Annotated in this window: 18 protein-coding genes, 1 tRNA gene and 1 pseudogene; 17 read left to right on the top strand and 3 right to left on the bottom strand. The window is 62.5% G+C overall.

The genetic code is table 11. From position 1 onward, the window contains the following. Nucleotides 1-251: 251 nt before the first annotated feature. From CRO48_RS18665 to CRO48_RS18610, 12 genes and pseudogenes are all read left to right on the top strand, one after another. The gene (locus CRO48_RS18665; protein WP_097141386.1) at nt 252-920 is read left to right on the top strand and encodes a transcriptional regulator; all 669 of its coding nucleotides are present in this window, start codon (nt 252-254) and stop codon (nt 918-920) included. Nucleotides 921-1,050: 130 nt separating this feature from the next. Continuing rightward, complete coding sequence (locus CRO48_RS18660; protein ID WP_141402074.1) at nt 1,051-1,614, top strand: hypothetical protein; 564 nt, start codon at nt 1,051-1,053, stop codon at nt 1,612-1,614. Nucleotides 1,615-1,903: 289 nt separating this feature from the next. Further along, nucleotides 1,904-2,343, top strand: a pseudogene (locus tag CRO48_RS18655) (ImuA family protein); the annotation flags it as partial. Nucleotides 2,344-2,450: 107 nt separating this feature from the next. Then, entirely contained in the window at nt 2,451-3,608 is a 1,158-nt protein-coding gene (locus CRO48_RS18650; protein WP_097141384.1) for an osmoprotectant NAGGN system M42 family peptidase, read from the top strand. Between the two features lie 176 nt (nt 3,609-3,784). Beyond that, a complete protein-coding gene (locus tag CRO48_RS18645) occupies nt 3,785-5,350 on the top strand; it encodes an ABC transporter substrate-binding protein (protein ID WP_097141383.1) in 1,566 nt (521 codons plus the stop codon). Nucleotides 5,351-5,414: 64 nt separating this feature from the next. Continuing rightward, entirely contained in the window at nt 5,415-6,362 is a 948-nt protein-coding gene (locus CRO48_RS18640; protein WP_097141382.1) for an ABC transporter permease, read from the top strand. Beyond that, nucleotides 6,359-8,155 carry a dipeptide/oligopeptide/nickel ABC transporter permease/ATP-binding protein gene (locus tag CRO48_RS18635; protein WP_097141381.1) on the top strand — a complete coding sequence of 599 codons (1,797 nt, stop codon included), beginning with the start codon at nt 6,359-6,361 and terminating at the stop codon, nt 8,153-8,155. The genes CRO48_RS18640 and CRO48_RS18635 overlap by 4 nt, the downstream gene beginning before the upstream one ends. Next, nucleotides 8,152-8,949, top strand: coding sequence for an ATP-binding cassette domain-containing protein (locus tag CRO48_RS18630; RefSeq protein ID WP_097141380.1), 798 nt, complete (start codon nt 8,152-8,154; stop codon nt 8,947-8,949). The genes CRO48_RS18635 and CRO48_RS18630 overlap by 4 nt, the downstream gene beginning before the upstream one ends. After that, nucleotides 8,949-9,740: a FadR/GntR family transcriptional regulator gene (locus CRO48_RS18625; RefSeq protein WP_097141379.1), complete on the top strand. Its 792-nt coding sequence runs from the start codon at nt 8,949-8,951 to the stop codon at nt 9,738-9,740. The genes CRO48_RS18630 and CRO48_RS18625 overlap by 1 nt, the downstream gene beginning before the upstream one ends. Before the next feature lie 128 nt (nt 9,741-9,868). Next, nucleotides 9,869-11,644: an N-acetylglutaminylglutamine amidotransferase gene (locus tag CRO48_RS18620; RefSeq protein WP_097141378.1), complete on the top strand. Its 1,776-nt coding sequence runs from the start codon at nt 9,869-9,871 to the stop codon at nt 11,642-11,644. Between the two features lies 1 nt (nt 11,645). Beyond that, nucleotides 11,646-13,451, top strand: coding sequence for an N-acetylglutaminylglutamine synthetase (gene ngg, locus CRO48_RS18615; RefSeq protein WP_097141377.1), 1,806 nt, complete (start codon nt 11,646-11,648; stop codon nt 13,449-13,451). After that, nucleotides 13,448-15,712 (top strand): mechanosensitive ion channel domain-containing protein, encoded by a 2,265-nt coding sequence (locus tag CRO48_RS18610; RefSeq protein ID WP_097141376.1) that lies wholly within the window; start codon nt 13,448-13,450, stop codon nt 15,710-15,712. The genes ngg and CRO48_RS18610 overlap by 4 nt, the downstream gene beginning before the upstream one ends. 932 nt (nt 15,713-16,644) lie before the next feature. Here the strand turns inward: CRO48_RS18610 and CRO48_RS18600 are convergent. Both CRO48_RS18600 and CRO48_RS18595 read right to left on the bottom strand, forming a co-directional pair. Then, nucleotides 16,645-16,720: transfer RNA gene (locus CRO48_RS18600), tRNA-Thr, on the bottom strand. Nucleotides 16,721-16,846: 126 nt separating this feature from the next. Then, nucleotides 16,847-17,809 (bottom strand): NAD(P)H-dependent flavin oxidoreductase, encoded by a 963-nt coding sequence (locus CRO48_RS18595; protein WP_097141375.1) that lies wholly within the window; start codon nt 17,807-17,809, stop codon nt 16,847-16,849. Between the two features lie 311 nt (nt 17,810-18,120). Between CRO48_RS18595 and CRO48_RS18590 the strand changes: the two genes are divergently transcribed. Further along, the gene (locus CRO48_RS18590; RefSeq protein WP_141402073.1) at nt 18,121-19,305 is read left to right on the top strand and encodes a biotin transporter BioY; all 1,185 of its coding nucleotides are present in this window, start codon (nt 18,121-18,123) and stop codon (nt 19,303-19,305) included. Between the two features lie 44 nt (nt 19,306-19,349). Here CRO48_RS18590 and ppk2 read toward each other — a convergent pair whose 3' ends face one another. Next, complete coding sequence (ppk2, locus tag CRO48_RS18585) at nt 19,350-20,231, bottom strand: polyphosphate kinase 2 (RefSeq protein ID WP_097141373.1); 882 nt, start codon at nt 20,229-20,231, stop codon at nt 19,350-19,352. A 132-nt stretch (nt 20,232-20,363) separates the two neighbouring features. Between ppk2 and phoR the strand changes: the two genes are divergently transcribed. The 4 genes from phoR to pstA all read left to right on the top strand — a co-directional run bounded on the left by phoR (nt 20,364) and on the right by pstA (nt 25,758). Continuing rightward, the gene (gene phoR / locus CRO48_RS18580; protein ID WP_176526810.1) at nt 20,364-21,650 is read left to right on the top strand and encodes a phosphate regulon sensor histidine kinase PhoR; all 1,287 of its coding nucleotides are present in this window, start codon (nt 20,364-20,366) and stop codon (nt 21,648-21,650) included. Between the two features lie 191 nt (nt 21,651-21,841). Continuing rightward, nucleotides 21,842-22,876, top strand: coding sequence for a substrate-binding domain-containing protein (locus tag CRO48_RS18575; protein ID WP_097141372.1), 1,035 nt, complete (start codon nt 21,842-21,844; stop codon nt 22,874-22,876). Nucleotides 22,877-22,957: 81 nt separating this feature from the next. Beyond that, nucleotides 22,958-24,439, top strand: coding sequence for a phosphate ABC transporter permease subunit PstC (gene pstC / locus CRO48_RS18570; protein WP_097141371.1), 1,482 nt, complete (start codon nt 22,958-22,960; stop codon nt 24,437-24,439). Then, nucleotides 24,436-25,758: a phosphate ABC transporter permease PstA gene (gene pstA, locus CRO48_RS18565; RefSeq protein ID WP_097141370.1), complete on the top strand. Its 1,323-nt coding sequence runs from the start codon at nt 24,436-24,438 to the stop codon at nt 25,756-25,758. Before pstC ends, pstA begins: the two co-directional genes overlap by 4 nt. Nucleotides 25,759-25,760: the final 2 nt, after the last annotated feature.

Genomic DNA, 25,760 nt, shown 5'->3' with positions numbered 1-25,760 from the left:
GAATTTCTCCCGGCCGGCATCCCCGGCGGTCCAAAAATTGGTGTCAGAGCAAGAGCCTGGAACCTCCAATGTCCCATCCTCCAAACTCGGTCTCAGAGCAGTTCCCAGTCGGGGGCGGTAAATCGTCTAGCGCACTGGGAGCCAGATACGCAATGGGCTGGACTGCGAGGTCGGCAATCGTTATTTCCTGGGCCCGCGGCGACACTGAGATGCCGTCGAAAAACCTCCTTGGATACGTAGGGCCTCCAACTTTGAAAAAAGTCCAACGGAGCTTTGCTGTCGAATATAAATCCGGTCGGCGAAAACCAGATCCCAAGTCGAACTCGATCTGGGGTGACATGGATCTCAAGTCCGTTGCCCGCGATGTCGAGAAAGAGGCGATGCCATTTGTGCCGGGCGAGCAACTGGATGGCAATTCCGCGGGCGACGTGTGTCCATCGAAAGCTGAGCCAGCAGGGCCGCTGTTGACGCAACCGGTCCGGCAGCACACAACTGCAGCGGCTACAGAGGAGACGCTCATGGGCGACGAAAGCGATACGATGACCAATACAGATGCACCGGCCGTTGTTGAAACGCCCATTGCGCCGAAGAAGCAACGCAAACCCCGCGCCAAAAAGGTAGCTCCTGAAGCGACATCTGTTGACGTTGCAGCAGAACCGACAGTCGTTTCACCCGGCGCAGTTGGAAAGCAGAAGCGAGGACGCAAGCCGAAATCGATCGACGGTGCGGGCACCGCAAAGCGTGCGCCCATGAAGCGTGGCCCGAAGGTGGTGCAGGCGGCGTCTGTCGTGCCGGCAGCGGTTGACGAGATGGCGGATCTGCTGCAGCTGGAAGCAGAAAACCAAAGGCTGCGCAAGCTGCTGGCCGAAAAGCTTCGCGCTGAAAACGCTGATCTGCGTAAGCGGCTGAAGCTCGATTGATAGCAGGCAGGTAACCAATCGCCGGCCGCATTTTCATGTCTTTTGAGACGAGTATTCTGGTGGCGGTCACGGCCGCCACCAACACGTGAACTCGCGGCCTGCATGCGGGATAAAACGCGAGGTCGAATAAATGGCGTCTCCGTGGAATTTCCTTGCCCGACTAGTGTCGCCGCGACGCCAGAAAAGGCAGGAAGATGGCCCGATCGAGGACGCGAATCCGGACGTGCTGGGGATCGCGGGTTCGACCGAGAAGCCCGCCGAAGAGCGCCTGAATAGCGTCGGTCTGCCGGGAGGAGAAAAGCCGCAGCCCTTCGATCGATCCGATGCGCTCTCCGCCGCACTGGGGCCGTTGGAAGAAACGGGCGGTGATGTTCACGGCACGATGGACAGAGATAGTGCCGCCGAGGTCGTGAAAGTCTCTGGCCCGGCTTCGTCTGACGTCGGCGTCGCCCTCGCATATGGCACTTCGAAGGTCGAAGAGACTCCTGAAGCCGCGTCGGCCAAGCGGAGACGTCGTGCCCGGTCAGTCAAAACGGGCGTTGTCGTGTCGCAGAATTCTCCAGCCATCCCCATCATTTCCGACGAAATGACCAGCCTGGATGGAGAGATCAGGATCCTGCGGGGGCAGTTGGCAAGCAAGCTTCGCCTGCAGAATGCACAACTGAGGAAGATGCTGGAGCGGTTCGAACGTTGAACCAGTCACGATATCAGTTCGTTTGAACGAAGCTCAAGGGCGACCGCGCTGCCTGTCATTGAGTTTTTCCAGATAGGCCGCCATTCGTCCCCGTCGCGCAATAAGAAAATTTCCTGTCCTCGGTGGCTCGATATCTCCCTGATCTAGCTATCGGATTCGTCTCAATGACTTAGCTGCGGCAGGATTTTGTGGACCGCGGCCCGATTGACAGAAGAAATCAATCGGAACAAAGAATGAACATATCAACTTGAAACCCCGCTGCAAACCCCTGAACGGAACCGTATTTGGAATGCCCGAGACCGCCGCCAATCCCGTCATTGCAGAGCTTCGCGCGCGCATTGAGCGCTCTTGAAGGCGGGCAGGGACGGGCGCGCAAGGTCCTGCCGTTTGGGGTTCGGGAAATCGAAACTTCCGGGAGGAGGGCTGGCATTGGGGTGCCTGCATGAGGTTGCCGGCGGCGGCATTGTTTGGCGCCGGCATCGCCGCGCGCACGAAAGGCAAGATCCTCTGGGTAGTAACGCGCCGGGATCTATTCATGCCGGCGTTCGCACAGGCCGGCTTCACCCGGACCGGCTGGTGGATCTGGAAGCGGGTGACGAGAAGGCGCTGCTCGCCTGTTTTGAAGAAGGGCTGCGCCATGGCGGTCTCGGCGCGGTTGTCGCGGCGACCGCGTCACGGCGCCTGCAGCTTGCGGCCGAGAGCTCGGGCACGATCGGTATCGCTGTTCGCCACTGCTCTTCGACTTCGAAAGCTCGGCCGTCGATTTGAGGTAGGCATCGCGCTCGCCGGCTCCGGGATTGTTGACGAAACCGGTGCTGGCTGCGACAACGGCCCCCATGCAGACACCGATCAATATCGACCCGGATTATCTCAGGAGCCGGCTGAAGGCGCTGCTCGACATCCCGAGCCCCACCGGTTTCACTGACGAAGCCGTGCGTTACACAGCGCGCGAACTGGAACGCCTCGGGCTGGAGGTCAGGCTGACGCGCCGCGGTGCAATCCGTGCACGCCGTCCCGGCGCTGCGGAGCGGCCGGCCCGTGGCATAGTCTCGCATCTCGACACGCTCGGCGCACAGGTCAAGTCGCTGAAGGACAATGGCCGGCTCGAACTCGTTTCGATCGGCCATTGGTCCGCGCGGTTTGCGGAAGGCGCCCGCGCCTCGATCCTGTCCGGCAAGGGGATCTATCGCGGCTCCATCCTGCCGTTGAAAGCGTCGGGCCATACCTTCAACGAGGAAGTCGACACGCAGCCAACGGGATGGCGCCATGTCGAGTTGCGTATCGATGCGCTTGCGCGTGACCGGAAGGACATCGTGCAGCTCGGAATTGATATCGGCGATATCGTCGCCATCGACCCGCAGCCGGAATTTCTCGACAATGGTTTCATCGTTTCGCGCCATCTCGATGACAAGGCCGGGGTAGCGATCATGCTGGCCGCGCTTGAGGCGATGCAGCGGGAGGCGATTGAAACGCGGGTGGATACCTATTGGCTATTCACGATCGGCGAGGAGGTCGGCGTCGGCGCGTCGGCGGCTCTCGTTCCGGATATCGCCTCGCTGGTTGCCATCGACAACGGGACGACCGCGCCGGGCCAGAATTCCGACGAGTTCGGCGTGACGCTCGCCATGGCGGACCAGACCGGCCCGTTCGACTATCACCTTTCCAAGAAACTGTACGAGCTTTGCGGCGAACATGGCATCCGCGTCCAAAAGGATGTTTTCCGATATTATCGCTCCGATGCTGCTTCGGCGGTGGAGGCCGGGCATGACGTGCGCACCGCGCTTCTGGCCTTCGGCGTCGATGCCTCGCATGGCTATGAGCGCATCCACCTCCATGCCCTGATGTCGGTCGCCAAGCTGGTGGTGCACTATGCGATGAGCGAGGTGCAGATCGAGCGCGACGCCGAGGAAGTCTCGGGCCTGCGAGGTTTCACTCACCAGAAAGTCGAGCGTGCCGATCAGGATCTTAGTGCGGACGAGCCCGACGTGCACTGATCACTCATTTTAAGGTAATTATCTGTTTTGTCACGGTTTCTTGACTTCCCGCGAAGTGCGGGAAGGGCTGGATGCGTGCAAACTCCAATTTCAATCATGATAAATTATTGCATTGAGTTTATTTATATCTATAAATAGCGGTTCACGAACGATGCCAAATCGAAAGGATCTTCCCCATGAAGAGGCTGTTTCGGAGCGCCCTTGCGGCTGCTGCCCTTGCCTGCGCCGCCCTTGCCACAGGGCCGGCCGCCGCACAAACACCACCCAATGTTTTGGTCGTCGGCCAGATCGCCGAGCCCCAGTCTCTCGATCCGCACACGGTTACCGCGACCAACGATTTCCGGATCCTCGTCAACATCTATGACGGCCTCGTGCGCTTCAAGGACGGCACGCTGGAGGTCGAGCCGGCGCTTGCCGAAAGCTGGGACATTTCCGACGACGGTAAGACCTACACGTTCAAGCTTCGCCAGGGCGTGAAGTTCCGTGACGGCTCGGATTTCAATGCCGAGGCGGTGAAGTTCAATTTCGATCGCATGCTGAAGCAGGACCATCCCTTCTACAACACCGGACCGTTCCCGCTGTCCTTCAACTTTGCCTCGGTGGAATCCGTCAACGTGGTCGATCCGCAGACCGTCGAGTTCAAGCTGAGCGAGGCTTTCGCGCCGTTCCTTTCCAATCTGGCCTATCCGACGGGACTGATCGTCTCGCCCGCCGCGGTGGAGCAACATGGCAAGGACTATGGTCGCAGCCCCTCGGGCACCGGGCCGTTCAAGTTCGTCGAGTGGCTGTCGAGCCAGCGCGTCGTCATCGAGCGCAATCCGGACTACTGGGATGGCGCAGCGAGCCTCGAGGCCGTCGTGTTCCGGCCGATCACCGATGCCAATACGCGCGTTGCGGAGATGATGGCCGGTGGCATCGATGTCATGGTGGAGGTCCCGCCGGACAATCTCGCGACCTTCAAGAAGGACGCCAATTTCGCCGTTGCGGAACAGGCTGGCCCGCATGTCTGGTTCGGCATTCTCAACACCAAGACCGGTCCCTTCGCCGACAAACGCGTGCGCCAGGCCGCCAACTTTGCCGTGAACAAGGAAACGCTCGTCAACGATGTCCTGCAGGGGACCGCGACGGTGGCCGCAGGCCCCATTCCGCCGGCCTTCAACTGGGTGGAAAGCGCGGTCGAGCCCTATCCCTACGATCCCGAAAAGGCCAAGGCGCTGCTCGCCGAGGCAGGTGTCGAAAATCCACAGCTGACCTTCTACGTCACCGAGGGCGGATCGGGCATGCTTGATCCGATCACCATGGGCGCGGCGATCCAGGCGGACCTTCAGGCCGTCGGGTTCACGGTGAAGATCGAGACCTACGAGTGGAACACCTTCCTCGGCCGGGTCAATTCGGGTCTCGAGGGCAAGGCGGACATGGCCGAGATGGCCTGGATGACCAACGATCCGGACACGGTGCCCTATCTGACGCTGCGCACGGACGCGATGCCGGAAAAGGGTGGCTTCAACTCGGGCTATTACTCGAACCCGAAAGTCGACGAGCTTCTGCAAAAGGCGCGCGTATCGACGGAGCAGGCCGAGCGCGGCAAGCTCTACGGCGAGGTGCAGGCGATCGTGCATGATGATGCGCCCTGGCTCTTCGTTGCCAACTGGAAGCAGAACGCGGTCACCACGGCGGCCGTGCAGGGCTTCAAGCTGCAACCCTCCTTCCTGCTCGATCTCCATGGCGTGACGAAGCAGTAGTCCTCGTCTGTAAAACCACTGCCGGCAGAAACGCCGGCAGTGCCACGGATGTCCGGGAGGTTCCATGCCGGCCTATATCCTGAAACGGCTGATCGCCGTCGTGCCCGTGCTGTTCGGGCTTTCCATCATCGTCTTTCTGGTGATGGCGCTGATTCCGGGCGATACCGCCACGGCCATTCTCGGTGCCTATGCCACGCCGGAAAATGTCGAGCGCATCAACCGTGATCTCGGACTCGACGAACCACTGGTGCAGCAATACCTGATCTGGATCGGCAATGTCGTGCATGGCGATTTCGGGCGGTCCTTCGCCCTCAACCGTCCCGTGCTCGACGAGGTGCTGGAGCGCTTCCAGGCAACACTCGTGCTGGCCGGCGTATCGCTCGTGCTGTGTTCCGTGATCGGCCTGCTGGCTGGGGTGGTTTCGGCGGTGCGGCAGTTCGGCTGGGCGGACCGGGCGATCACCTTCTTCGTGCTCGCAGGCATCTCCATGCCGTCCTTCTGGCTCGGGCTCCTGCTCATCTATCTGTTCGCCATACATTGGCGCATCCTGCCGGCGTCCGGCATGTATGCGGTCTATGGCGGCGGGGATCTCAAGGACCTTCTGATCCATCTGATCCTACCGGCAACCACGCTGGCAGTCGTTGCCGCCGGGGTCATCGCCCGGCTGACGCGCGGTGCAATGCTGGAGGTGCTGCGTCAGGACTATGTGCGCACGGCCCGCGCCAAGGGACTGCCCGAACGGCGCGTGATCTATGGCCATGCCTTCCGCGCGGCGCTCGTCAGCATCATTCCCGTCATCGGCATCCAGGCCGGATTCGTGCTCGGCGGTGCGGTCTATATCGAAACGGTGTTCCAGTGGCCGGGTATCGGGGCGATGCTCGTTAAGGCGATTTCGACCCGCGACATCCTGCTTGTACAGGGTGGTGTCCTCGTTGTCGCGGCGAGCTACGTGCTGTTCAACCTTGTCGCCGACGTGCTTCAGTCGATGCTCGATCCGAGGATCCGCACATGAGCGCGGTTGCAGAAGCATCAGCGCCGAAAGCGCCCCGGCGGATCACGTCCTGGCACCTGCTGCTCAACAACCGTCTGGCGACGGCAGGGCTGGTGCTGCTCGGCCTGGTCGCCCTCATGATCCTGCTGGTGCCGATCCTGCCGCTGCCCGATCCCGACGTTACCGCGCCGGCCGACCGGCTGAAACCCCTGTTTACGGCAGGCCACCTGCTCGGCACCGACCAGCTTGGTCGAGATATCCTGAGCCGTTTGCTCTGGGGCACACGCGTGTCCGTCGCAGTCGGTTTTGCCGCAACGCTGATCGCTGCCTTCGTCGGTTCCGCGATCGGCATCGTGGCGGGCTATGCCGGCGGGCGCACCGACAATGCAATGATGCGCGGCATCGATATGCTGATGGCCTTTCCCTATATCCTGCTGGCGCTGGCAATCGTCGCAGCACTTGGTCCGGGCTTGATGAACGCGCTCTACGCCATCGCCGTCGTCAACATACCCTTCTTCGCCCGCAATGTGCGTGGGGTGACACTGGGCTATGTGCATCGAGAATTCGTCGATGCAGCCCGCCTTTCCGGCAAGGGAAACCTCTCGATCATCCTCACCGAGGTCCTGCCGAATGTCCTGCCCGTGATCGTCATCACCATGTCGACGACGGCGGGCTGGATGATCCTTGAGACGGCCGGCCTCAGCTTCCTCGGCCTTGGCGCGCAGCCGCCGCAAGCCGATCTCGGCTCCATGCTGGGCGAGGGACGGGCGCAGCTGTTCACGGCGCCGCACGTCTCCATCGTGCCGGGCGTGATGATCTTCCTCATCGTCATCAGCCTGAACGTGCTCGGCGACGGGGTCCGCGACGTGCTCGACCCGCGCCTTCGTTCGGGGGCGCTTGCGCGGCCTGGGCCGGTGACCGACGTCGCGAGCGGCCGTGCCGTGCCGGCAAATGCCGCGGCCGATGCCGCTCTTTCGATCGCGTGTCTCGAAACCGGCTTCCAGCGCGGTTCGAAAATCGTGCCGGCGGTGCGCGGCGTCTCGCTTTATGTGAAGCCCGGCGAATGCCTCGGCCTCATCGGCGAAAGCGGCTCGGGCAAGAGCGTCACGGCGCTCTCCGTCATGGGGCTGGTGGCGTCTCCGCCGGGGCTGATCCGCAACGGCGCGGTCTATCTCGGAAACGAGGACGTGCTGGCGATGCCCGAGACGCGCCTGATCGCCAGCCGTGGCAGCCGCGTCGCCTATGTCTTCCAGGATCCGCTGACGACGTTGCACCCGATGTATCCGGTCGGGCGGCAGGTGGAGGAGGCGATCGCCGCGCACCAGTCGATTGGTGCGGCGGCGTGCCGGGAGAGGGCGGTCGCCCTTCTCGAAAAGGTTGGCATCCCGGAGGCGCGGGAGCGGGCAAAACACTATCCGCACCAGCTTTCGGGCGGCCAGCGCCAGCGTGTCGGCATTGCCATGGCGCTTGCCAACGACCCGGACGTGATCATCGCCGACGAGCCGACGACCGCCCTCGATGTCACCGTGCAGGCCCGCATCCTCGAACTCCTGCGCGATTTGCAGCGCGAGCGCGGCATGGCCCTGCTGTTCATCACCCACGATTTCGGTGTCGTCTCGGAAATCTGCGACCGGGTGGCGGTGATGAAGGACGGCGAGATCGTCGAGACGGGTGAAACCCGCGCGGTGCTCGCCAATCCGCAGCATGCCTATACCAAGCGGCTGATCGCCTGCGTGCCCGAACTCGGCACGGGGGAGCGCTTCCTGGAGCGTGTCACCGGGCTCTTCGCGGGCGGCAAGGAGCAGGCATCATGACGGTCTCCGCCATTCAGATCCGCGACCTTTCCAAGACGTTCGGCGGCGGCAGGAGCCTGCTCGGCAAGGCGCGCCACGAGGTCAGGGCGGTGAAATCCGTCTCGCTCGACGTGGCGCGCGGCGAAACGCTCGCCGTCGTCGGCGAAAGCGGCTCCGGCAAGAGCACGCTTGCCCGCATGCTCGTCGGCCTTGAAGCGCCGACCGCCGGCAGCCTGCTGATCGGCGGAAAGGATGCGGGTGCGTTGCGGCGCGAGGGGCCGCGCGCTTTCGGCAAGATGATCCAGTACGTCTTTCAGGACCCGGTCGCCTCGCTCAATCCGCGCAAGACCATTCGGGATATCCTCGAAACGCCGCTGAAACTCCTGTGCGGCTACGAGGCCGCAAGGCGTGCCGTGCGCATGAAGGAATTGCTTGATGCCGTCCAGATGCCGGAGGATACGCTTGCCCGCTATCCACACGAGTTTTCCGGCGGGCAGGCGCAGCGCATCGCGATCGCCCGGGTCTTGGCGGCGGAAGCGGAAATCATCGTGCTCGACGAACCCGTCAGCGCGCTCGACGTCTCCGTGCAGGCGCAGGTCCTTTTGCTTCTGCGCGACCTGAAGACGCGCTTCGGCCTGACCTACCTCTTCATCAGCCACGACCTTGCCGTCGTCGAGGCGATCTCCGACCGCGTCGCGGTCATGTACTTCGGTGAGGTGGTCGAGATGGCGCCTGCGGCGCGTCTCTTTGCCAATCCCGGGCACGCCTATACACAGCGGCTTGTCGCGAGCGCGCCTTGCATCAGGAGAGAGTGATGGTTCTGCCAGGCATCAGGGAAAACCGGAAGATTTCCGGCGAAGACGGCAAGCGTTTTTTCACGCCTGCCGGCAAGACGAAGCGGCGGCCGGAGGCGATTGCTGACCGCATGAAGGACTATATCCGATCGGAGGGCCTTGCTCCCGGCGACCGCCTGCCTCAGGAGCGCGAACTGATCGACCGCTTTAAGGCGGCGAAGGGTACTGTGCGGGAAGCGATGAAGGCGCTGGAGACCCAGGGGCTCATCTTCACGCGCAGCGGTCCGGGTGGCGGTGCCTTCGTAGCGGCCCCATCCGCCCAGCACGCCATGGAATTGCTGTCGACGCATTTCTTCTTCGACCAGCCGAGCCTTTCCGACATCTATGCGATCCGCAAGGCACTGGAGCCGGAGGTTGCGGCCCTGCTCGCGGGGCAGATGACGGCGCAACAGCTTGCATCGCTCGAAAGCACGATCCGCATCTATGATCACCCGCCGGTCGATCCTGAGGAGCAGTATCGCCAGCGGGTGGCGGAGCTCGACTTCCACTCGCAGCTGGCGCAGCTCAGTCCCAACCCGCTGCTCGGCTTCCTCTGCGGCCTGATGCACAACCTGTTGCGCGAACTTCCGCTGGCCAGAAAGATCTATGCCGATCCTGCGCCGAGTTCCCGGGAGGAAGGGCTGTCGTACCAGTATCGCCTGATGGCCGCATTGAAGGACGGCCGAACAGACGATGCGCGCCGCATCGCGGCCGAACACATGGCTTTCGCTGAGGCTTACATGCTGGCGCGTGCAGAAACGACCGGACAGTAAATACGGTCAAAACGGGAACGCCTGGCCGCGTCGTGCATTTAACTTTTTCGTACGACGTCAGGGCCGTGGACCTTTTCACGGCCCTAACGTTGCATTCTGTACAAACAAAGGAGGTTTCGACCCAGTTCATGTGTGGAATTTGTGGAGAAGTCAGGTTCGATGGCGGGTCACCGTCTGTTTCGGCGGTCTCGATCATGGCGGACGTTCTCGCCCCTCGCGGGCCGGATGCGTCAGGTATCGTGGTACGGGGGAATGTCGGGCTGGGACACCGGCGATTGCGCATCCTCGACCTGTCGGACAAATCGCAGCAGCCGATGGTCGATCCCGATCTCGGCCTCTCGCTGGTCTTCAACGGCTGCCTCTATAATTTCCGCGAACTCAGGGAGGAACTCGAAGCAAGGGGTTACCGCTTCTTTTCCGACGGCGACACAGAAGTTGTCCTCAAGGCATGGCACGCCTGGGGAGAAAATTGCGTTTCGCGCTTCCACGGCATGTTCGCCTTCGTCATTCATGAACGCGACAGCGGCCGCGTGGTCATGGCCCGCGACCGCTTCGGCATCAAGCCCCTCTACGTCGCCGAGATCGCGGGCGCGCTGCGTTTTGCGTCCAGCCTGCCGGCTCTCGTCAAGGCGGGCGGGGTCGACACGTCCATAGACCGGGCTGCACTGCACAACTACATGACCTTCCATGCCGTCGTGCCGCCGCCGCGCACTATTCTCAACGGCGTGCGCAAACTGGCGCCCGCAACTATCCGCGTCTACCAGCGCGACGGCACCTTCAAGGATCGTCGCTACTGGGATCCGCCATACCGTCGCCAGACCGGCGATACCGCGATCCGGCGCGAGGAATGGCAGGAGAAGCTTCTCGAAGCTCTGCGTCTCGCGGTGAAGCGCCGTATGATCGCCGACGTGCCGGTTGGCGTGCTGCTTTCAGGGGGTGTGGATTCCAGCCTGATCGTCGGCCTGCTTGCCGAAGCCGGCCAGCGAGACCTGATGAGCTTTTCCGTCGGTTTCGAGGAGGCCAATGGCGAGAAGGGCGATGAATTCGTCTATTCGGACCTCATCGCCCGGCACTTCGGCACGGATCACCATAAGATCTTCGTGCCCTCCGCCGATCTGATGGGCGCGCTGCCAGGCACCATCGCGGCAATGTCCGAGCCGATGGTCTCCTATGACAATGTCGGCTTCTACCTGCTCTCCAAGGAAGTGTCGAAGCACATCAAGGTCGTGCAGTCGGGCCAGGGCGCGGACGAGGTCTTTGGGGGCTATCACTGGTATCCGCCGCTGGTGAATTCCAACGATGTCGTCTCCGACTACGGCAAGGCGTTTGCCGACCGGTCGCATGACGTTTTGCGCACGCAGCTCTCGGGCGACTGGATCACCGATCACGATGCGAGCGGCGCGCTGCTTGCCGAACACCTGTTGCGCGACGGCGCCGATACGCCCGTCGACCAGGCGCTCCGTCTCGACAGCAATGTCATGCTGGTAGACGACCCCGTGAAGCGGGTCGACAACATGACCATGGCCTGGGGTCTGGAAGCCCGCGTGCCCTTCCTCGACCATGAGCTGGTAGAGCTTGCCGCGCGCATTCCGCCGGAAGAGAAGCTGCGCGACGGTGGCAAGGGCATCCTCAAGGACGTCGCCCGCAAGGTCGTTCCAAGCGAGGTGATCGATCGCAAGAAGGGCTACTTCCCTGTTCCGCAGCTCAAGTATATCGCAGGCCCCTATCTCGACATGATCCGCGACACCCTGCGTTCGCAAAAGGCCCGCGACCGCGGCTTCTTCCGCGACGATTATCTCGATCGCCTGCTCGACAGGCCGTCGGACCATATAACGCCGTTGCGCGGTTCCGAACTCTGGCAGGTCGGGCTTCTGGAAATGTGGCTGCAGGCACAGGGGGTTTGACATGAAGAAGGCAAGGGAGCTGACATCGCCGCGCCAGCGCAGCAAGGGAACCAAGGCGGTCAGTCATCGACTGGAGCAACTGCGCACGCGTGCGCAGCCAGGGCGGCATGTCGGGCGGCCGGAAATCTCCGGCGAGCAGAAGAAGGACGTGGTGCTGGACTGCGGATGGGGACGGCTCGTCTTCGCCCAGACGTTTTCCGACGATGAGACGCTGCTGTCGGAGCTGCGCGACGAAGCGCCGTCCAGCCGGGACATCGCCTTCTATGTGCGTGATCCGCATGTGCTCTTGTCGCGCGCGCCGCAGGAGATTTTCCTTGATCCGTCGCACACGTTCCGGCTCAACCTTTCGATCTATCGGGCAAAACCGCGCCGCATGCGCGGTATCACCATCCGCCGGCTGGCGACGGAAGCCGATGCCGAGGGCATCAACCATGTCTATGCCGCTTGCGGCATGGTGCAGATTCGTTCGGATTTCTTCTCCTCCGAACGGGACAACCGGTCGCTCACCTATTTTGTTGCCCAGGACGATGCCACCGGCGAGATCGTCGGCACCGTGACGGGCATCGACCATCAGCGGCTGTTCGACGATCCCGATCGAGGCGCTTCGCTCTGGTGCCTTGCCGTCCATCCGCATGCGCGCCAGCCTGGCATCGGCGAGAAGCTGCTCTGCAAGTTGGCCGAACATTTCCAGGCGCGCGGCCTCTCCTACATCGATCTGTCGGTGATGCACGACAATGCACTGGCGATAAAACTCTACGAAAAACTGAACTTCCAGCGCATGCCGCTCTTCGCCATCAAGCGGAAGAACGCCATCAACGAGAAGTTTTTCGCGATGCCGCATCAGTCCTACGATGCCCTCAACCCCTATGCGCGGCTAATCGTGGATGAAGCGACGCGACGCGGTATCCACGTGGACATCACCGATGCCGAGTGCGGGTTCTTTCGCCTGACCCACGGCGGCCGGTCCATCCATTGCCGCGAAAGCCTCTCGGAACTGACCTCCGGTGTCGCGATGTCGATCAGCGATGACAAGGCCATCGCGCGGCGCGTCGTTTCCTCCGCAGGCCTTGCCGTTCCCGACCAGATCGAGGTTGGCGGGGACAGAGCAGCAATTCAGGCTTTTCTCAAAAAGCACGGCAAGGTCGTGGTGAAACCCGCGCGCGGAGAACAGGGGCGTGGGATCTCGATCGGCATAACCTCGATGGACGGACTGGACGCGGCGATCGACTCGGCGCGTCAGGTCTGCGAGCGGGTGCTGCTCGAAGCGTGCTTCGAGGGGCAAGACCTGCGCCTCGTGATCATCGGCTATGCGCTTGTCGCCGCCGCCGTCCGCCGCCCCCCAGCTGTCACCGGCGATGGCATCAGCACGATTGCTGCCCTCATCGAGAGACAATCCCGCCGCCGGCAGGCGGCAACGGGCGGGGAGAGCCGGATCCCGATCGACTCGGAAACCCAACGCTGTCTTGCCGGGCAGGGGCTCGAGCTGGAAACCGTGCTGGAAGAAGGGCGGGAGATCATGGTGCGCAAGGCCGCCAACCTGCACACCGGCGGGTCGATCCACGATGTGACCGACATGGTGCATCCCGATCTTGTTGCGGCTGCTTGCCGGGCCGCACGCGCAATCGACATTCCGGTCGTCGGTATCGATTTCATGGTCGATGATCCTTCGAAACCGGATTACGTGTTCATCGAGGCCAATGAGCGTCCAGGCCTCGCCAATCATGAACCGCAACCGACGGCGGCCCGTTTCGTCGACCTGTTGTTTCCCGGCACGCGCATGAAGCCTGACGTGGGGAATTTCCCGTGATACGAACCTTCCTTCTTTTGATCTTCATGTTCGTGGCAGGCGTCATCCCGGCGGCCGCGCAGCAATCTCTCCTGCCTGGCGCCAAACAGGAGCAGCCGGCCCAGGCCGCGAAGCTTCAGGATCTCATCGATGTCCTTCGCGACGATAGGACTCGAGAAGCCTTCCTTGGCGAATTGCAGAAGGCTGTGGATGGCGATGCGTCGTCTCCCGGAGACGCTACACAACCCGCGACCATGCGCGAACCCTCGCTCGGCCAGAAAATCGCCGAAGTCACCCGGCAATCCGCCGAGAAGGCGGTTTCCTCCGTGATCGTGTTCTCACGGCAACTGGCCGCGGCGCCGGCGATGTTTGCCAATCTGAGTGGAGACGAAGGCGAAGTGTTGCTGCGCACCATGCGCGACCTCGTTCTCGTGATCGTCGTGACTTACGGGGTCTTCATGGTCCTGCGATTCGTCACCTGGCGGATTGACCGATCGTTCGGCGCGCGCGCCGTTACGGCCGGATTTTTCGAGAAGATCATTCTGATCGCTGCGTCTGCAGCACTCGATGTCGCCATCGTCTTCGCCGCCTGGGCTGCGGGGTACGTTGCGGCTCTGACGGTTTTTGGCGAACTGGGGCGGATGGACATCCAGCAGACGCTTTACCTGAATGCCTTCACTGTGGTGCAACTGGCGAAGGTGGCAATCACAACAGTCCTTTCGCCCTCGACCGGCGAATTGCGGCTCGTGCGCATATCGGATGAAGCCGCAAGGCGAACCAGCCGCATACTCGCATGGATCGTCGGCATTCTCGGCTACGGCCAGCTTCTTCTCCAGCCGGTGCTCTCGCAAGCAGTGTCCGTTGCCTCCGGGCGAGCCGTGTCTGGTCTCGTGGCGCTCGCCGCCCTCATCACCGCCATATCTGCGACCTTAATAAACCGGCGGGCCGTGACCGACTGGCTGTTGACGACCCCGGACCATAGCCCTCGCCATCGGCAAGTCCGTTTCATTGCCACACGCTGGCATTGGCCGGTGCTCGTCTATCTCGCGTTCCTGTTTTTTGTCGTGCTGGTCGGGTCTGCCGATCGCCTGTTTTCGGTACTGGCCGCGAGTGCCCAGGCCTGTGCGGCCATCATCATCGGTTTCGTCGTCGCCGATTGGCTGGCGCGCGCGGTAACAAAGGGCGTGCGGTTGCCGGAAAATGTCAACGAACGGCTCCCGCTTCTCGAAAGGCGCGTCAACGGTCTGGTGCCGCGTTTCCTGACGATCCTTCGCCTGGCCATCCTCGCGGTGGTTGTCGGGGTTGTCCTGTCGGCGATGGGGATTTTCGACTTGGCCGCGCTGATGCAATCGCGTCTCGGGCTGGCTTTTACCGGCGCTATCGCCTCGGTCTGCGTCATCCTGCTGGTCGCCTATATATGCTGGCTCGCGCTGACGTCATGGGTCGACTATCGCCTGAACCCGGCGTTCGGCTCCATCGCCACCGCGCGTGAATCCACCCTCCTGACGCTTCTCAGAAACGCAGCCACGATCGCGATCGTGGTGATCGCGCTGATGTTCTCATTGTCTCAGATGGGACTGGACATCGCGCCACTCCTGGCATCCGCCGGCGTGATAGGCTTGGCAATCGGTTTCGGGGCGCAGAAGCTCGTGCAGGACGTTATCAACGGCGTGTTCATCCAGCTCGAAAATGCGATCAATGTCGGCGACGTCATCACGGTTGGCAGCACGACGGGTACGGTGGAGCGCCTGACGATCCGCTCCGTCAGCCTGCGCGACGTCCAGGGCGCCTACCACATTATCTCGTTCTCCTCGGTGGATATGGTCACAAACCTGATGCGTGACTTCTCCTATCACGTCGGCGACGTCGGGATCGCGTATCGCGAGGATGTGGAAGAAGCCCGCGCGGCACTGTTCGATGCGTTCGAGGAGGTGCGCGGCGATCCGGATTTGAACGGCGTCATTCTTGGCGACATGGAATGGTTCGGCGTTCAGGAGCTTGCCGATAGCGCTGTCATCGTTCGAGTGCGCATCAAGACGCTGCCGGGAAAACAGTGGGGTGTCGGCAGGGCCTTGAACGGCGCCGTCAAGCGCGTCTTCGATGCCCGCGGGATCGAGATCCCATTCCCGCATCAGACGCTCTATTTTGGCGTTGACAAACATGGGAATGCCCCGCCGGCCTTCCTCTCCATGAAGGAGCAAAAAGCTGCGAAGGCCGAGAAAACCCAAGGGAAATCTGTTGGTATATCCGACCGCGATCACCAGGCCCAAGAGACCAATTGATCTTCTATTCGCCTCGAATGTTCAAAGAATATGGATGGCAATCCTTGGCCAACGAGAATGCCCCTCGTGGGTTGGGGAAGGGGGCGGCGAACGATGATTCAGGCGGAAGCCTAGGGCCTGAGTGCTCGACCGCTCGGAGAGCATGTCTTCCGCGACGGCCGCTACAATCGGTGAAGGCGTCAAGTGGCCGGGATGCGGGGGGCGTTTAGTTGGAATTTCAAGGTTCGCACTAGCTGGTGCGTGATTCCGTTCTGCCCTGCACCACCAAGATGCTGTACGAGGGGTCTGCAGCAGCCACTGAAACTCAGATCAAGCTAGGTGGAGGGGCGTCCGCGGTGTTTGCCGGACGGATACTTTGTATCGCGGCCTCAATTTCCTCTTCTTGCATGAGCGACTTAGGTGCAGAGGGTTGTTGCGTCGAGCTGATTTCCATCTCGATGTCCGCCCTTATACGATGGAACTCCTTCGCTCTTTGATGGATGTCCCGTATCCCTCGAACGCGCCACTTCGCCATGGCCTCCGGGCTATCCCAATCAGGGTCGTAATCAGATTCCGTCAGTATCGATTCGCGGCGCCTTTGCTGTGCATGATCCGCCGGATCATTTTGGATGCTGGCTTCTTGAGTTCGGGCGGCAGTGTCAAGAGCGTGGCCAGCTATCGTCTGTCGTTCACGCATTGGGTCCCGTCAAATTTGAACTGTTTTGGCTATGGAGAAATTTTTCCAAGGTCGCCTCAATCGTGCACAGGTGGAGACGGAGCCTCCAAAGGTATCACTCCAGGAGACAGTTTTCCGGCAATCACAATCGGATGCAATGGTCCGACGGCCGTTTCGCGTGGGGCATAGCGAAAGATCTAAGGTGGGTTAAAAGGGGGGGCTGACTTCAGGTCGGCCAACCTAGGTGATTGTTATCGCTATCTTATTTATAAGGAAATGGTGCCGCTTACGTGACTCGAACACGTGACCCCATCATTACGAATGATGTGCTCTACCGACTGAGCTAAAGCGGCCCGCATCGGCCCGCGAACTGTCGTGGGCCGGAATGTGAGGGGCTGATAGCCGCATTGCGCGGAGATTTCAAGTGATCTGTTGGCACTTGGTCATTTTTCTCAAAGCTGCTGTGGAGCGGGCGGAGCTCATGGTGTGCGAAGGCGGTCGCGGGCGGCTCGATATTCGGCCTCCAGGCGCGCCACGAGCGCTTCCGTCGCGACGATATCCTTGACGGCACCGATTCCCTGACCGCAGCCCCAGATGTCCTTCCAGGCCTTCGGCCCGCTTTCGGCCTTTTCGAAGTCCATGATGCTCACGTCGGCTTCCGGCAGATTGTCGGGGTCGAGGCCGGCGGTGCGGATCGACGAGCGCAGATAGTTGCCGTGCACCCCGGTAAAATGGTTGGAGTAGACGATGTCGGCGGCGCTGCCCTCGACGATCGCCTGCTTGTAGGGGGCGCCGGCGCGCGCCTCGGTGGTGGCGATGAAGGGCGAGCCGATGTACGCCATGTCCGCGCCCATCGCCTGCGCGGCAAGGATTGCGCCGCCGGTCGCGATCGCGCCGGAGAGAAGCAGAGGACCCTCGAACCATTCGCGGATTTCCTGCACGATGGCGAATGGCGAAAGCGTGCCTGCATGCCCGCCCGCGCCCGCTGCCACCGCGATGAGCCCGTCGGCCCCCTTGCGGATTGCCGAGTTGGCGTGGCGGTTGTTGATGACGTCGTGCAGCACGATGCCGCCGTAGGAATGGATCGCGTCGTTGACCTCAGGCACGGCACCAAGCGAGGAAATAACGATCGGCACCTTGTATTTCACGCACAGCATCAGGTCCTGTTCGAGCCTGCGGTTCGACTTGTGGACGATCTGGTTGACGGCGAACGGTGCAGCCGGGCGGTCGGGATGGCTGGCGTCATGGTCGCGCAGCGTCTCGGTGATCTCGGCTAGCCATTCGTCGAGCTGCGACTGCGGTCGCGCGTTCAGCGCCGGAAAGGCCCCGACCACGCCCGCCTTGCACTGCGCGAGCGTCAGTGCCGGATGCGAAATGATGAAGAGCGGTGCTGCGACCACGGGCAGGCGCAGGTTGTTTCGTAGGATGGCGGGCAGGGTCATGTCTCGGTCCGGCTTAAGTGACGTTTACGCAAACGTAAGCTAACAACATTCGTTCCGGATGGAAAGCCGCCCGGTTGTCGCCGCGTCGCCCGGTTTCCCGCTCACTCCGCCGTCCGTCCTTTCGCGTGCACGTTGGCCATGCCATGCCGGCATATGCGGCGTTATCCCCGGCAGCGCTGGCGGCACATGACCGCAACACTTGCGGAACGCGGCGTCAACGTTTACCGAATTCTTAACAGACAGAGACATGGACGCCGTGGCTTCGTTTGCCCGCGCCGCATGCAGGCGTGCGCGGAGCCCAAGGAGGCAGAGTGAGCGGACTGGAACAAGCGATCAGAAATGCTTTGGCGCGCGCCGAAAGCAACAATCCCGAAACGCGCGCCCGGATCTACCAGTCGGCGCGCAATGCACTGGAGGCCGGCCTGCGCAAGCAGGAGGTCAACGATCCCGAGACGATAGCAGCCCAACGCCACCGCCTGGAAATGACGATCCGCCAGATCGAAACCGAGCAGCGTGCGGCGGCAAAGGCGCCGCCGGCGGAGCAGGTTACCGTTGCCGCGCCGGACCGTCCGGTCGCCGCTGCCGGCAAGCCGGCCAACGGACCGGGCCCAGATCGGGTCGAGCCCGAAGTGCTGCCGGAAAGCCGGTCGCCCGCCGCCCCCCGCCGGAGCGGACAAGATGCGGAGCCGCAATTGGGCGATATCCGCCCCGACCGCGCCGAGGGCTTCGGGCCGGCCCACAGGACGTCGGCGAAGGCCGATGCGCGGTCGCGCAGCGCGTCGCTGGAAGGCGAGGAGGGCATGGTTGCCGCATCGCCGCGCATGGCCAAGGCGCCGAAGCGCCGCGGGCGGCTGTTCTCCCTCCTGCTGGTGGTCGCCACGCTCATCGCCGCCGTGGGTACGGCGGCCTGGTGGGTGCAGACGAGCGGGCTGCTTTTGCCGCAATCGGCTCGCGACGGCAGCGTCGCCAATCCGAAGCAGACGGTGACCGGCGACGACTTCTCCTCAAGCGATCCCCTCAAGGAGGCGCTCGACACCCATAACAGCTTCTCCGCCGAATGGCGCGAGGTTCTCAGCCCCTCGGATGCAAGCGTGCTGTCGGCCGGAGCGAAGGGACGCTTCGAAGCCATAAGCACCGACGAGGGGCCCGCGATCCGTGTCGTCTCGTCTGCGCCTGACCGCGAAGGATCTGTCGCGATCGCCGTGTCGCCAGCGGTGCTGCAGGCAATGGCCGGCAAGACCTCGACGGTCGCGCTCACTGTGGAAGCGGAAAACGGCAAGCCCGCCCAGCTCGCCGTCGAGTGCGATTTCGGCACGATGGGCGACTGCGAGCGCCACCGCTTCACCGTCTCCGAACGCACCGACCTTCTGTTCCAGGTCCAGTTCGAGGGGTCGCTTTCGCCGAGCGAGGCGGGCCGCCTCTTCGTCAACAGCGACGTTACCGGCGGCGGTGCGGGGGTCAACCTGTACGCCGTCCGCATCCTGCCCGGCGAATGAAGGTCGCCGCGCCGCGGTGGCGCGTTACCGCGTCTTGCTGACGGTCACTTGAGGAATTTCGGCCCTGCACCGATGATCCGCTCGTCGATCTCGCCGATCGCTTTCTTGTCCTTGCCCTCGTAGTCGAGTCTGTGAAGGATGTAGCGGATGGCATTGACCCGCGCGCTGCGCTTGTCGTTTGCGCGTATGATGGTCCACGGTGCCCAGGACCGGTGTGTCTCCTCCAGCATCCGGTCGCGCTTTTCAGTGTAGTCGTCCCACTTGTTGAGCGCAGCAATGTCCATCGGGGAGAGCTTCCAAGTCTTCAGCGGATCGTGTCGGCGGTCGTGGAAGCGTTTGATCTGCATCTCCCGGCCGATATCAAGCCAGAATTTGAAGAAGATGATCCGGTCGGTGATGACCATCCGCTCGAAATCCGGCGTCTCGATGAGAAACTTTTCGTATTGCTCCGGTGTGCAGAAACCCATCACCGGTTCCACGCCGGCGCGGTTGTACCAGGAGCGGTCGAACAGGACAAACTCGCCGGCCGTCGGAAACTGGGCGACGTAGCGCTGATAATACCACTGTCCTTGCTCGGCTTCCGTCGGTTTGGCGAGGGCGACGACACGGGCAGAGCGCGGGTTGAGAAAGGCGCGGGTGACGAAGATGAGCCCTCCCTTGCCGGCCGCGTCGCGCCCCTCATAGACGGAGATGATCCGCTTTCCCGTTGCCTGCAGCCAGTACTGCACTTTGACCAGTTCGATCTGCAGCTTTTCCAGTTCCGCCGCGTACTCGTCCTTGTTCATTTTATTGTCGTAGGGGAAGCCGCCGGACGACAGGCTCTTGTCGTCGATCCAGTTTGGCAGCTTGGGGTCGTCGATGTCGAAGGATCGCTTCTTGCCGCCAATCTCGATTTCCACTGGTTTGATGTCGGGAAACGTCACCATGTTTCGGCTCCTGCGGGCAGAGGTAGGGGGAGGAGGCCATAACCGCGTTGCGATTTCAAGCGCACCGTGAAAAACATGTCATGAAATCGCGCTATCGCTTCGTGTTGCATTGGCAAATCGCGGAGCAGACTGATGAAGGCGAGAAGGGAAATCGTGGTGGAAGAGCGCGGATCGACAATCCGGTGGCTCATGACGCAGCTTTGGGACGAGCGCGTGCTGCTCGCGGCTGTCGTCTTCACCGCCTTCCTGATGTGGCTTGGCGGTATTCCGGCCGGCTGGATCGCTTTTGCCGCCACGCTCCTGGTCCTTGCCGGCTTCGCCCGGACGGAAAGGCTGGAGGGTCCGCCAGCGGCCGCGGCAACGGCGGCAATTCGGCCTGAAGCGGATGCCTCCGAAACCCTCGATTCCATCGCCGCGCTCATCGATGCGCTCGACATGCCGGTGCTGATCGTCACGGCTGACGAAACTGTCCGGCTGCAGAACCGGGCCGCCACCCTGCTTTTTGGTCCTATTCCACGCAATGCCGATCTCGCCGGGCGGATTCGCGCCCCGGGCATCCTCGACATGGCGCGCGACGTGATCGCGAGCGGCCAGGCCAAGGAGATCGAGCATTCCGACCGGTTGCCGTCCGAGACGGTCTATATCGTTCGCGTCGCGCCGATGCAGGCACTCGGCCAGCGGCTTGGGGGCACGCGCTACTTCCTCATTACCTTCCGCGACGTCTCGCAGGCGCGCCGGATCGACCGGATGCGCTCGGATTTCGTCGCCAATGCCAGCCATGAGCTGCGCACGCCGCTCGCCTCGCTGAAAGGTTTCATCGAGACCATCCAGGGGCCGGCGCGGAACGATCAGGCCGCGCAGCAGCGCTTTCTCGGCATCATGCACGAACAGGCGACGCGGATGAGCCGCCTCGTCGACGACCTGCTGTCGCTGTCGCGCCTCGAGATCAAGTCGCACGTCCCCCCGGACCAGAGGGTGGAACTGGCGCCGCTTCTGGGGCACGTTCGCGACAGCCTGCAACCTTTCGCCACCGAGCTCGGCGTTGAGATCGTGCTCGATCTGCCGGACGGCAAGGTCGAGGTTGCCGGCGACCGCGACGAACTGATCGAGGTGTTCGAGAACCTGATGGAGAATGCCTGCAAATATGGCCAGGAGGGCGGGCGCGTCGAAGTCCGGCTCGCGCCGGGCGAGGGCGGCCATCCTGAAGTCTCCGTCACCGATTTCGGCCCCGGCATTCCGCCAGAACATGTGCCCCGCCTGACCGAACGGTTCTACCGTGTCAATGTCGAGGCCAGCCGCTCCAAGAAAGGCACCGGACTGGGCCTTGCCATCGCCAAGCACATCCTCACACGCCACCGTGCGCGCCTCAGCGTGAAGTCCGAACTCGGCAAGGGAACCGTCTTTACCGTCAAGTTTTGACACATAAGATGGCAGGGGCGTCGTCTCTGGAAAAATATATAAATTATTTCAACGCATTAGTCTGTCACAAATGTTTCGTCAAAGTGACATAAAAGCTATGACGATCGGGCGCTAGACAGGGGCCGCTGATCGACGTCGGTCATGAACGACCGGCGCCGCACCCACACAAGCCCATAACGGGAGAACTTCAGATGAAATCTCTTAAACTCACCGTAGCCGCTCTGGTCGCTTCGGTTGCCTTCGTAGGCGCTGCCGCTGCGCGTGACCAGGTCCAGATCGCTGGCTCCTCCACGGTCCTGCCTTACTCCAAGATCGTTGCCGAAACTTTCGGCGAGACCTTCGGCGACTTCAAGACGCCGGTCGTAGAATCCGGCGGCACGGGCGCCGGTCTGAAGGAATTCTGCAAGGGTGTCGGCGAAGACACGATCGACATCGCCAATGCATCGCGCCAGATCAAGGATTCCGAGCTGGAAGCCTGCAAGGCAGCCGGCGTGACCGACGTTCAGGAAGTCAAGATCGGCTATGACGGCATCGTCTTCGCAACTGACGCCGGCAACCCGGACATCGCTTTCGTTCCGGCCGACCTCTACAAGGCCCTCGCTGCCGAAGTCGTCGTCGACGGCAAGCTCGTCGCTAACCCCTACAAGAAGTGGTCCGAAGTGAATTCGGCTCTTCCGGATGTCGCGATCGCCGCCTACATCCCGGGCGAAAAGCACGGCACCCGCGAAGTCTTCGAAGAGAAGATGCTTGCCCAGGGCTGCAAGGACGCCGGCGCAGCAGACGCCATCAAGGCCGCCGTTTCCGACGAAAAGGAACAGCATGCCAAGTGCGTCGCCGTCCGTAAGGATGGTCTGGCCGTCGACATCGACGGTGACTATTCCGAAACTCTCGCCCGCATCGCTGCCAACAAGACCGGCGTCGGCGTGTTCGGCCTGTCGTTCTATGAAAACAATGCCGACAAGCTGAAGGTTGCAACCGTCAGCGGCATCACCCCGTCGGTAGAGACCATTTCCTCGGGTGAATATCCGGTTTCCCGTCCGCTGTTCTTCTACGTCAAGAAGGCGCATCTCGGCGTGGTCCCGGGCCTGAAGGAATTCGTCGAGTTCTTCGTATCCGACCAGATGATCGGCCCGGACAGCCCGCTGGCTGAATACGGCCTCGTCGCTGCTCCGGACGCCGAGCGCGAAGAAATCCGCGCCGCCGTCGAAGCCGGCAAGAGCATGTAAAGAAACGGAAACCGGCGCAGACCTGTCTGCGCCGGTTCTCGTTACCGCACCGTATCCGCATGAGGCGGCTGGGAAAAACGCATGAGCACGACGCTTCTAATCGGCATTCTCCTTGCAATTGCCGCCGTGGCCTACACTCTCGGTCGCATGCGGGCAAACGCCGTGGCGGGGGGGAAGTCTTCCGCGCTTCACTCTCGACCCAACTATTACGGCGCCTACGTGGCGCTTGCGGCATTCCTGCCGCCCCTGATCGTCGTTGCCGCCTGGCTGGCGATCAGCCCGTTCATCGTCAATTCTTCGGTCCGCGATACCTTCCCGGATGAGGTCAAGGCTCAGTCGCCCGCACAGCAGAGCCTCGCCTTCGGGATGGTCGCCACGATTGCCCGGGGTCTGCCGAAGCTGACGGAGGAAGAGCTTCGCGCGATCCAGCAGGATCCTTCCACCTTGCAGGCGGTGTTCGCCACCAAGGGTGTCGCGGTCGCCGCCGAGGCGCGGCCCTACATGCTGGAATCGGCGGCGACATTGAACGGCATGACCCGGACGAGCCGGCTGGCGCTTGCGGCCGTTGCCATCGGCCTGTCGCTCGCCGGCGCCTTCTTCTCGCTGCGCTCCGTTGCGCCGCGCTTCCGCGCCCGCAACAAGGTCGAGCGCGTCATCCTCTGGGCGCTGCTGCTGGCCTCGTCGATCGCCATCCTAACGACGATCGGCATCGTTGCTTCGATGGCTACCGAGGCACTGCACTTCTTCACCATGGTGCCGGCGCACGAATTCTTCTTCGGTACCGTCTGGGATCCGCGCTTTGCGGGTGCCGGTGCGACCTCGAGCGGGCAGTTCGGCCTCATCCCGCTTCTTGCCGGCACGCTCTACATCGGTTTCGTCGCCATGCTGGTCGCGGTTCCGGTGGGGCTGTTCGCCGCCATCTACATGGCCGAATACGCGACCCCGCGCATGCGCTCGCTGGCAAAGCCGCTGCTGGAAGTCCTGGCCGGCATTCCGACGATCGTCTACGGCTTCTTCGCACTCGTCACGGTTGGCCCGTTCCTGCGCGACCTCTCCGCCCAGCTCAACGGGCTGGCGACCGGTAACTACGCCAACTTCATTCAGGCGCAGAGCGTCATCACGGCCGGTATCGTCATGGGCATCATGCTGATCCCGTACGTTTCGTCGCTGTCGGATGACATCATTACGGCCGTGCCGCGCGCCCTGCGCGACGGATCGCTCGGTCTCGGCGCCACGCGCTCCGAGACGATCAAGCGGGTCATCCTGCCGGCCGCCCTGCCGGGCATCGTCGGCGCACTGCTGATGACCGCCTCGCGCGCCATCGGCGAAACCATGATCGTGGTTCTCGCCGCCGGCGTGGCCGCCCGCATGCAGATCAACCCGTTCGAACCGATGACGACCGTGACCGTCAAGATCGTCAACCAGCTGACCGGCGACCTTGAATTCACCTCGCCGCAGACGCTGGTGGCCTTTGCGCTCGGCATTACCCTCTTCTGCATCACGCTCGCGCTGAACATCTACGCGCTCTACATCGTTCGCAAGTACCGGGAGCAGTACGAATGACCGACATCGTTTCTCAGGCTTCCGGCAAGGTGGTATCGGCCGCACCCCCGCGCCGCGACATCGGCATCCGTCGTCGCTACGCCGCCGAACGCCGGTTTCGCTTCTACGGCCTCGCTGCCATCGCCTTCGGTCTCGTGTTCCTGTTCATCCTGCTCTGGACCGTCGTCAGCAAGGGCTACACCGCGTTCCTGCAGACCGAGATCACCCTTCCGATCACGTTCTCCGAACAGTTGATCGACCCCGGCAACAAGCGCGAGAGTGATCCGAAGGTCTTGCAGACGGCCAACTATCCGCTGCTCGTCCGGGACGCTCTCGCCGAGAAGCTCGGCATCGCCTCCAGCGACCGCCCGGCGCTCCGCCAGGTTTCCGGCCTCTTTTCCGATAGTGCCCGCGTCACGCTGCGCGACATGGTGGTCTCCGACCCGTCGATCATCGGCAAGACGGTGCCCGTGACGGTGCTCGCCAGTGCCAACATCGACAGCGCCTTTAAGGGCCAGTTCGACCTGACCGTCGATGAAGGCAGCCGCAAGGTCTCCGATCAGCAGCTCGGCTGGGTGAACACGCTCGCCGAAGAAGGCGTGCTCTCCAAGGGCTTCAACACGGGCCTGTTCGTCAACGGCAATTCCAGCCGCCCGGAAGCTGCCGGTCTCGGCGTGGCGCTGGTGGGGTCGCTCTACCTGATGGGGATCGTGCTGGTGCTGTCGCTTCCGATCGGGGTCGCCGCCTCGATCTATCTGGAGGAGTTCGCACCGAAAAACCGGCTGACGGACCTGATCGAGGTGAACATCAACAACCTCGCCGCCGTTCCCTCGATCGTCTACGGTCTGCTGGGCCTTGCGGTGTTCATCAACTTCGCCGGTCTACCCCGGTCGGCGCCGCTCGTCGGCGGCCTGGTGCTGACCCTGATGACGCTACCGACCATCATCATCGCCACGCGCGCAGCGCTCCGGGCCGTCCCGCCGTCGATCCGTTCGGCCGCACTCGGACTGGGTGCGTCGCGCATGCAGACGATCTTCCATCACGTACTGCCGCTCGCGATGCCGGGCATCCTGACCGGCACGATCATCGGCCTGGCGCATGCGCTCGGCGAGACCGCGCCACTGCTTCTGATCGGCATGGTCGCCTTCGTCGCCAACGTGCCCGCCACGCCGCTCGATCCCTCGACTGCGCTGCCGGTGCAGATCTACATGTGGGCAAACGAGGCGGAGCGTGCCTTCGTTGAACGGACCTCGGGTGCGATCATCGTGCTGCTCGCATTCCTGATTATCATGAACCTTGGCGCCATTCTGCTGCGGCGTCGTTTCGAACGCCGTTGGTAGTG

It is taken from the genome of Rhizobium subbaraonis, assembly GCF_900220975.1.
In the GTDB taxonomy this organism is placed as follows: Bacteria; Pseudomonadota; Alphaproteobacteria; order Rhizobiales; family Rhizobiaceae; genus Mycoplana; species Mycoplana subbaraonis.
Note: the sequence above shows the minus strand (reverse complement) of the source record. Positions and strands in the feature narration are given on the sequence as shown.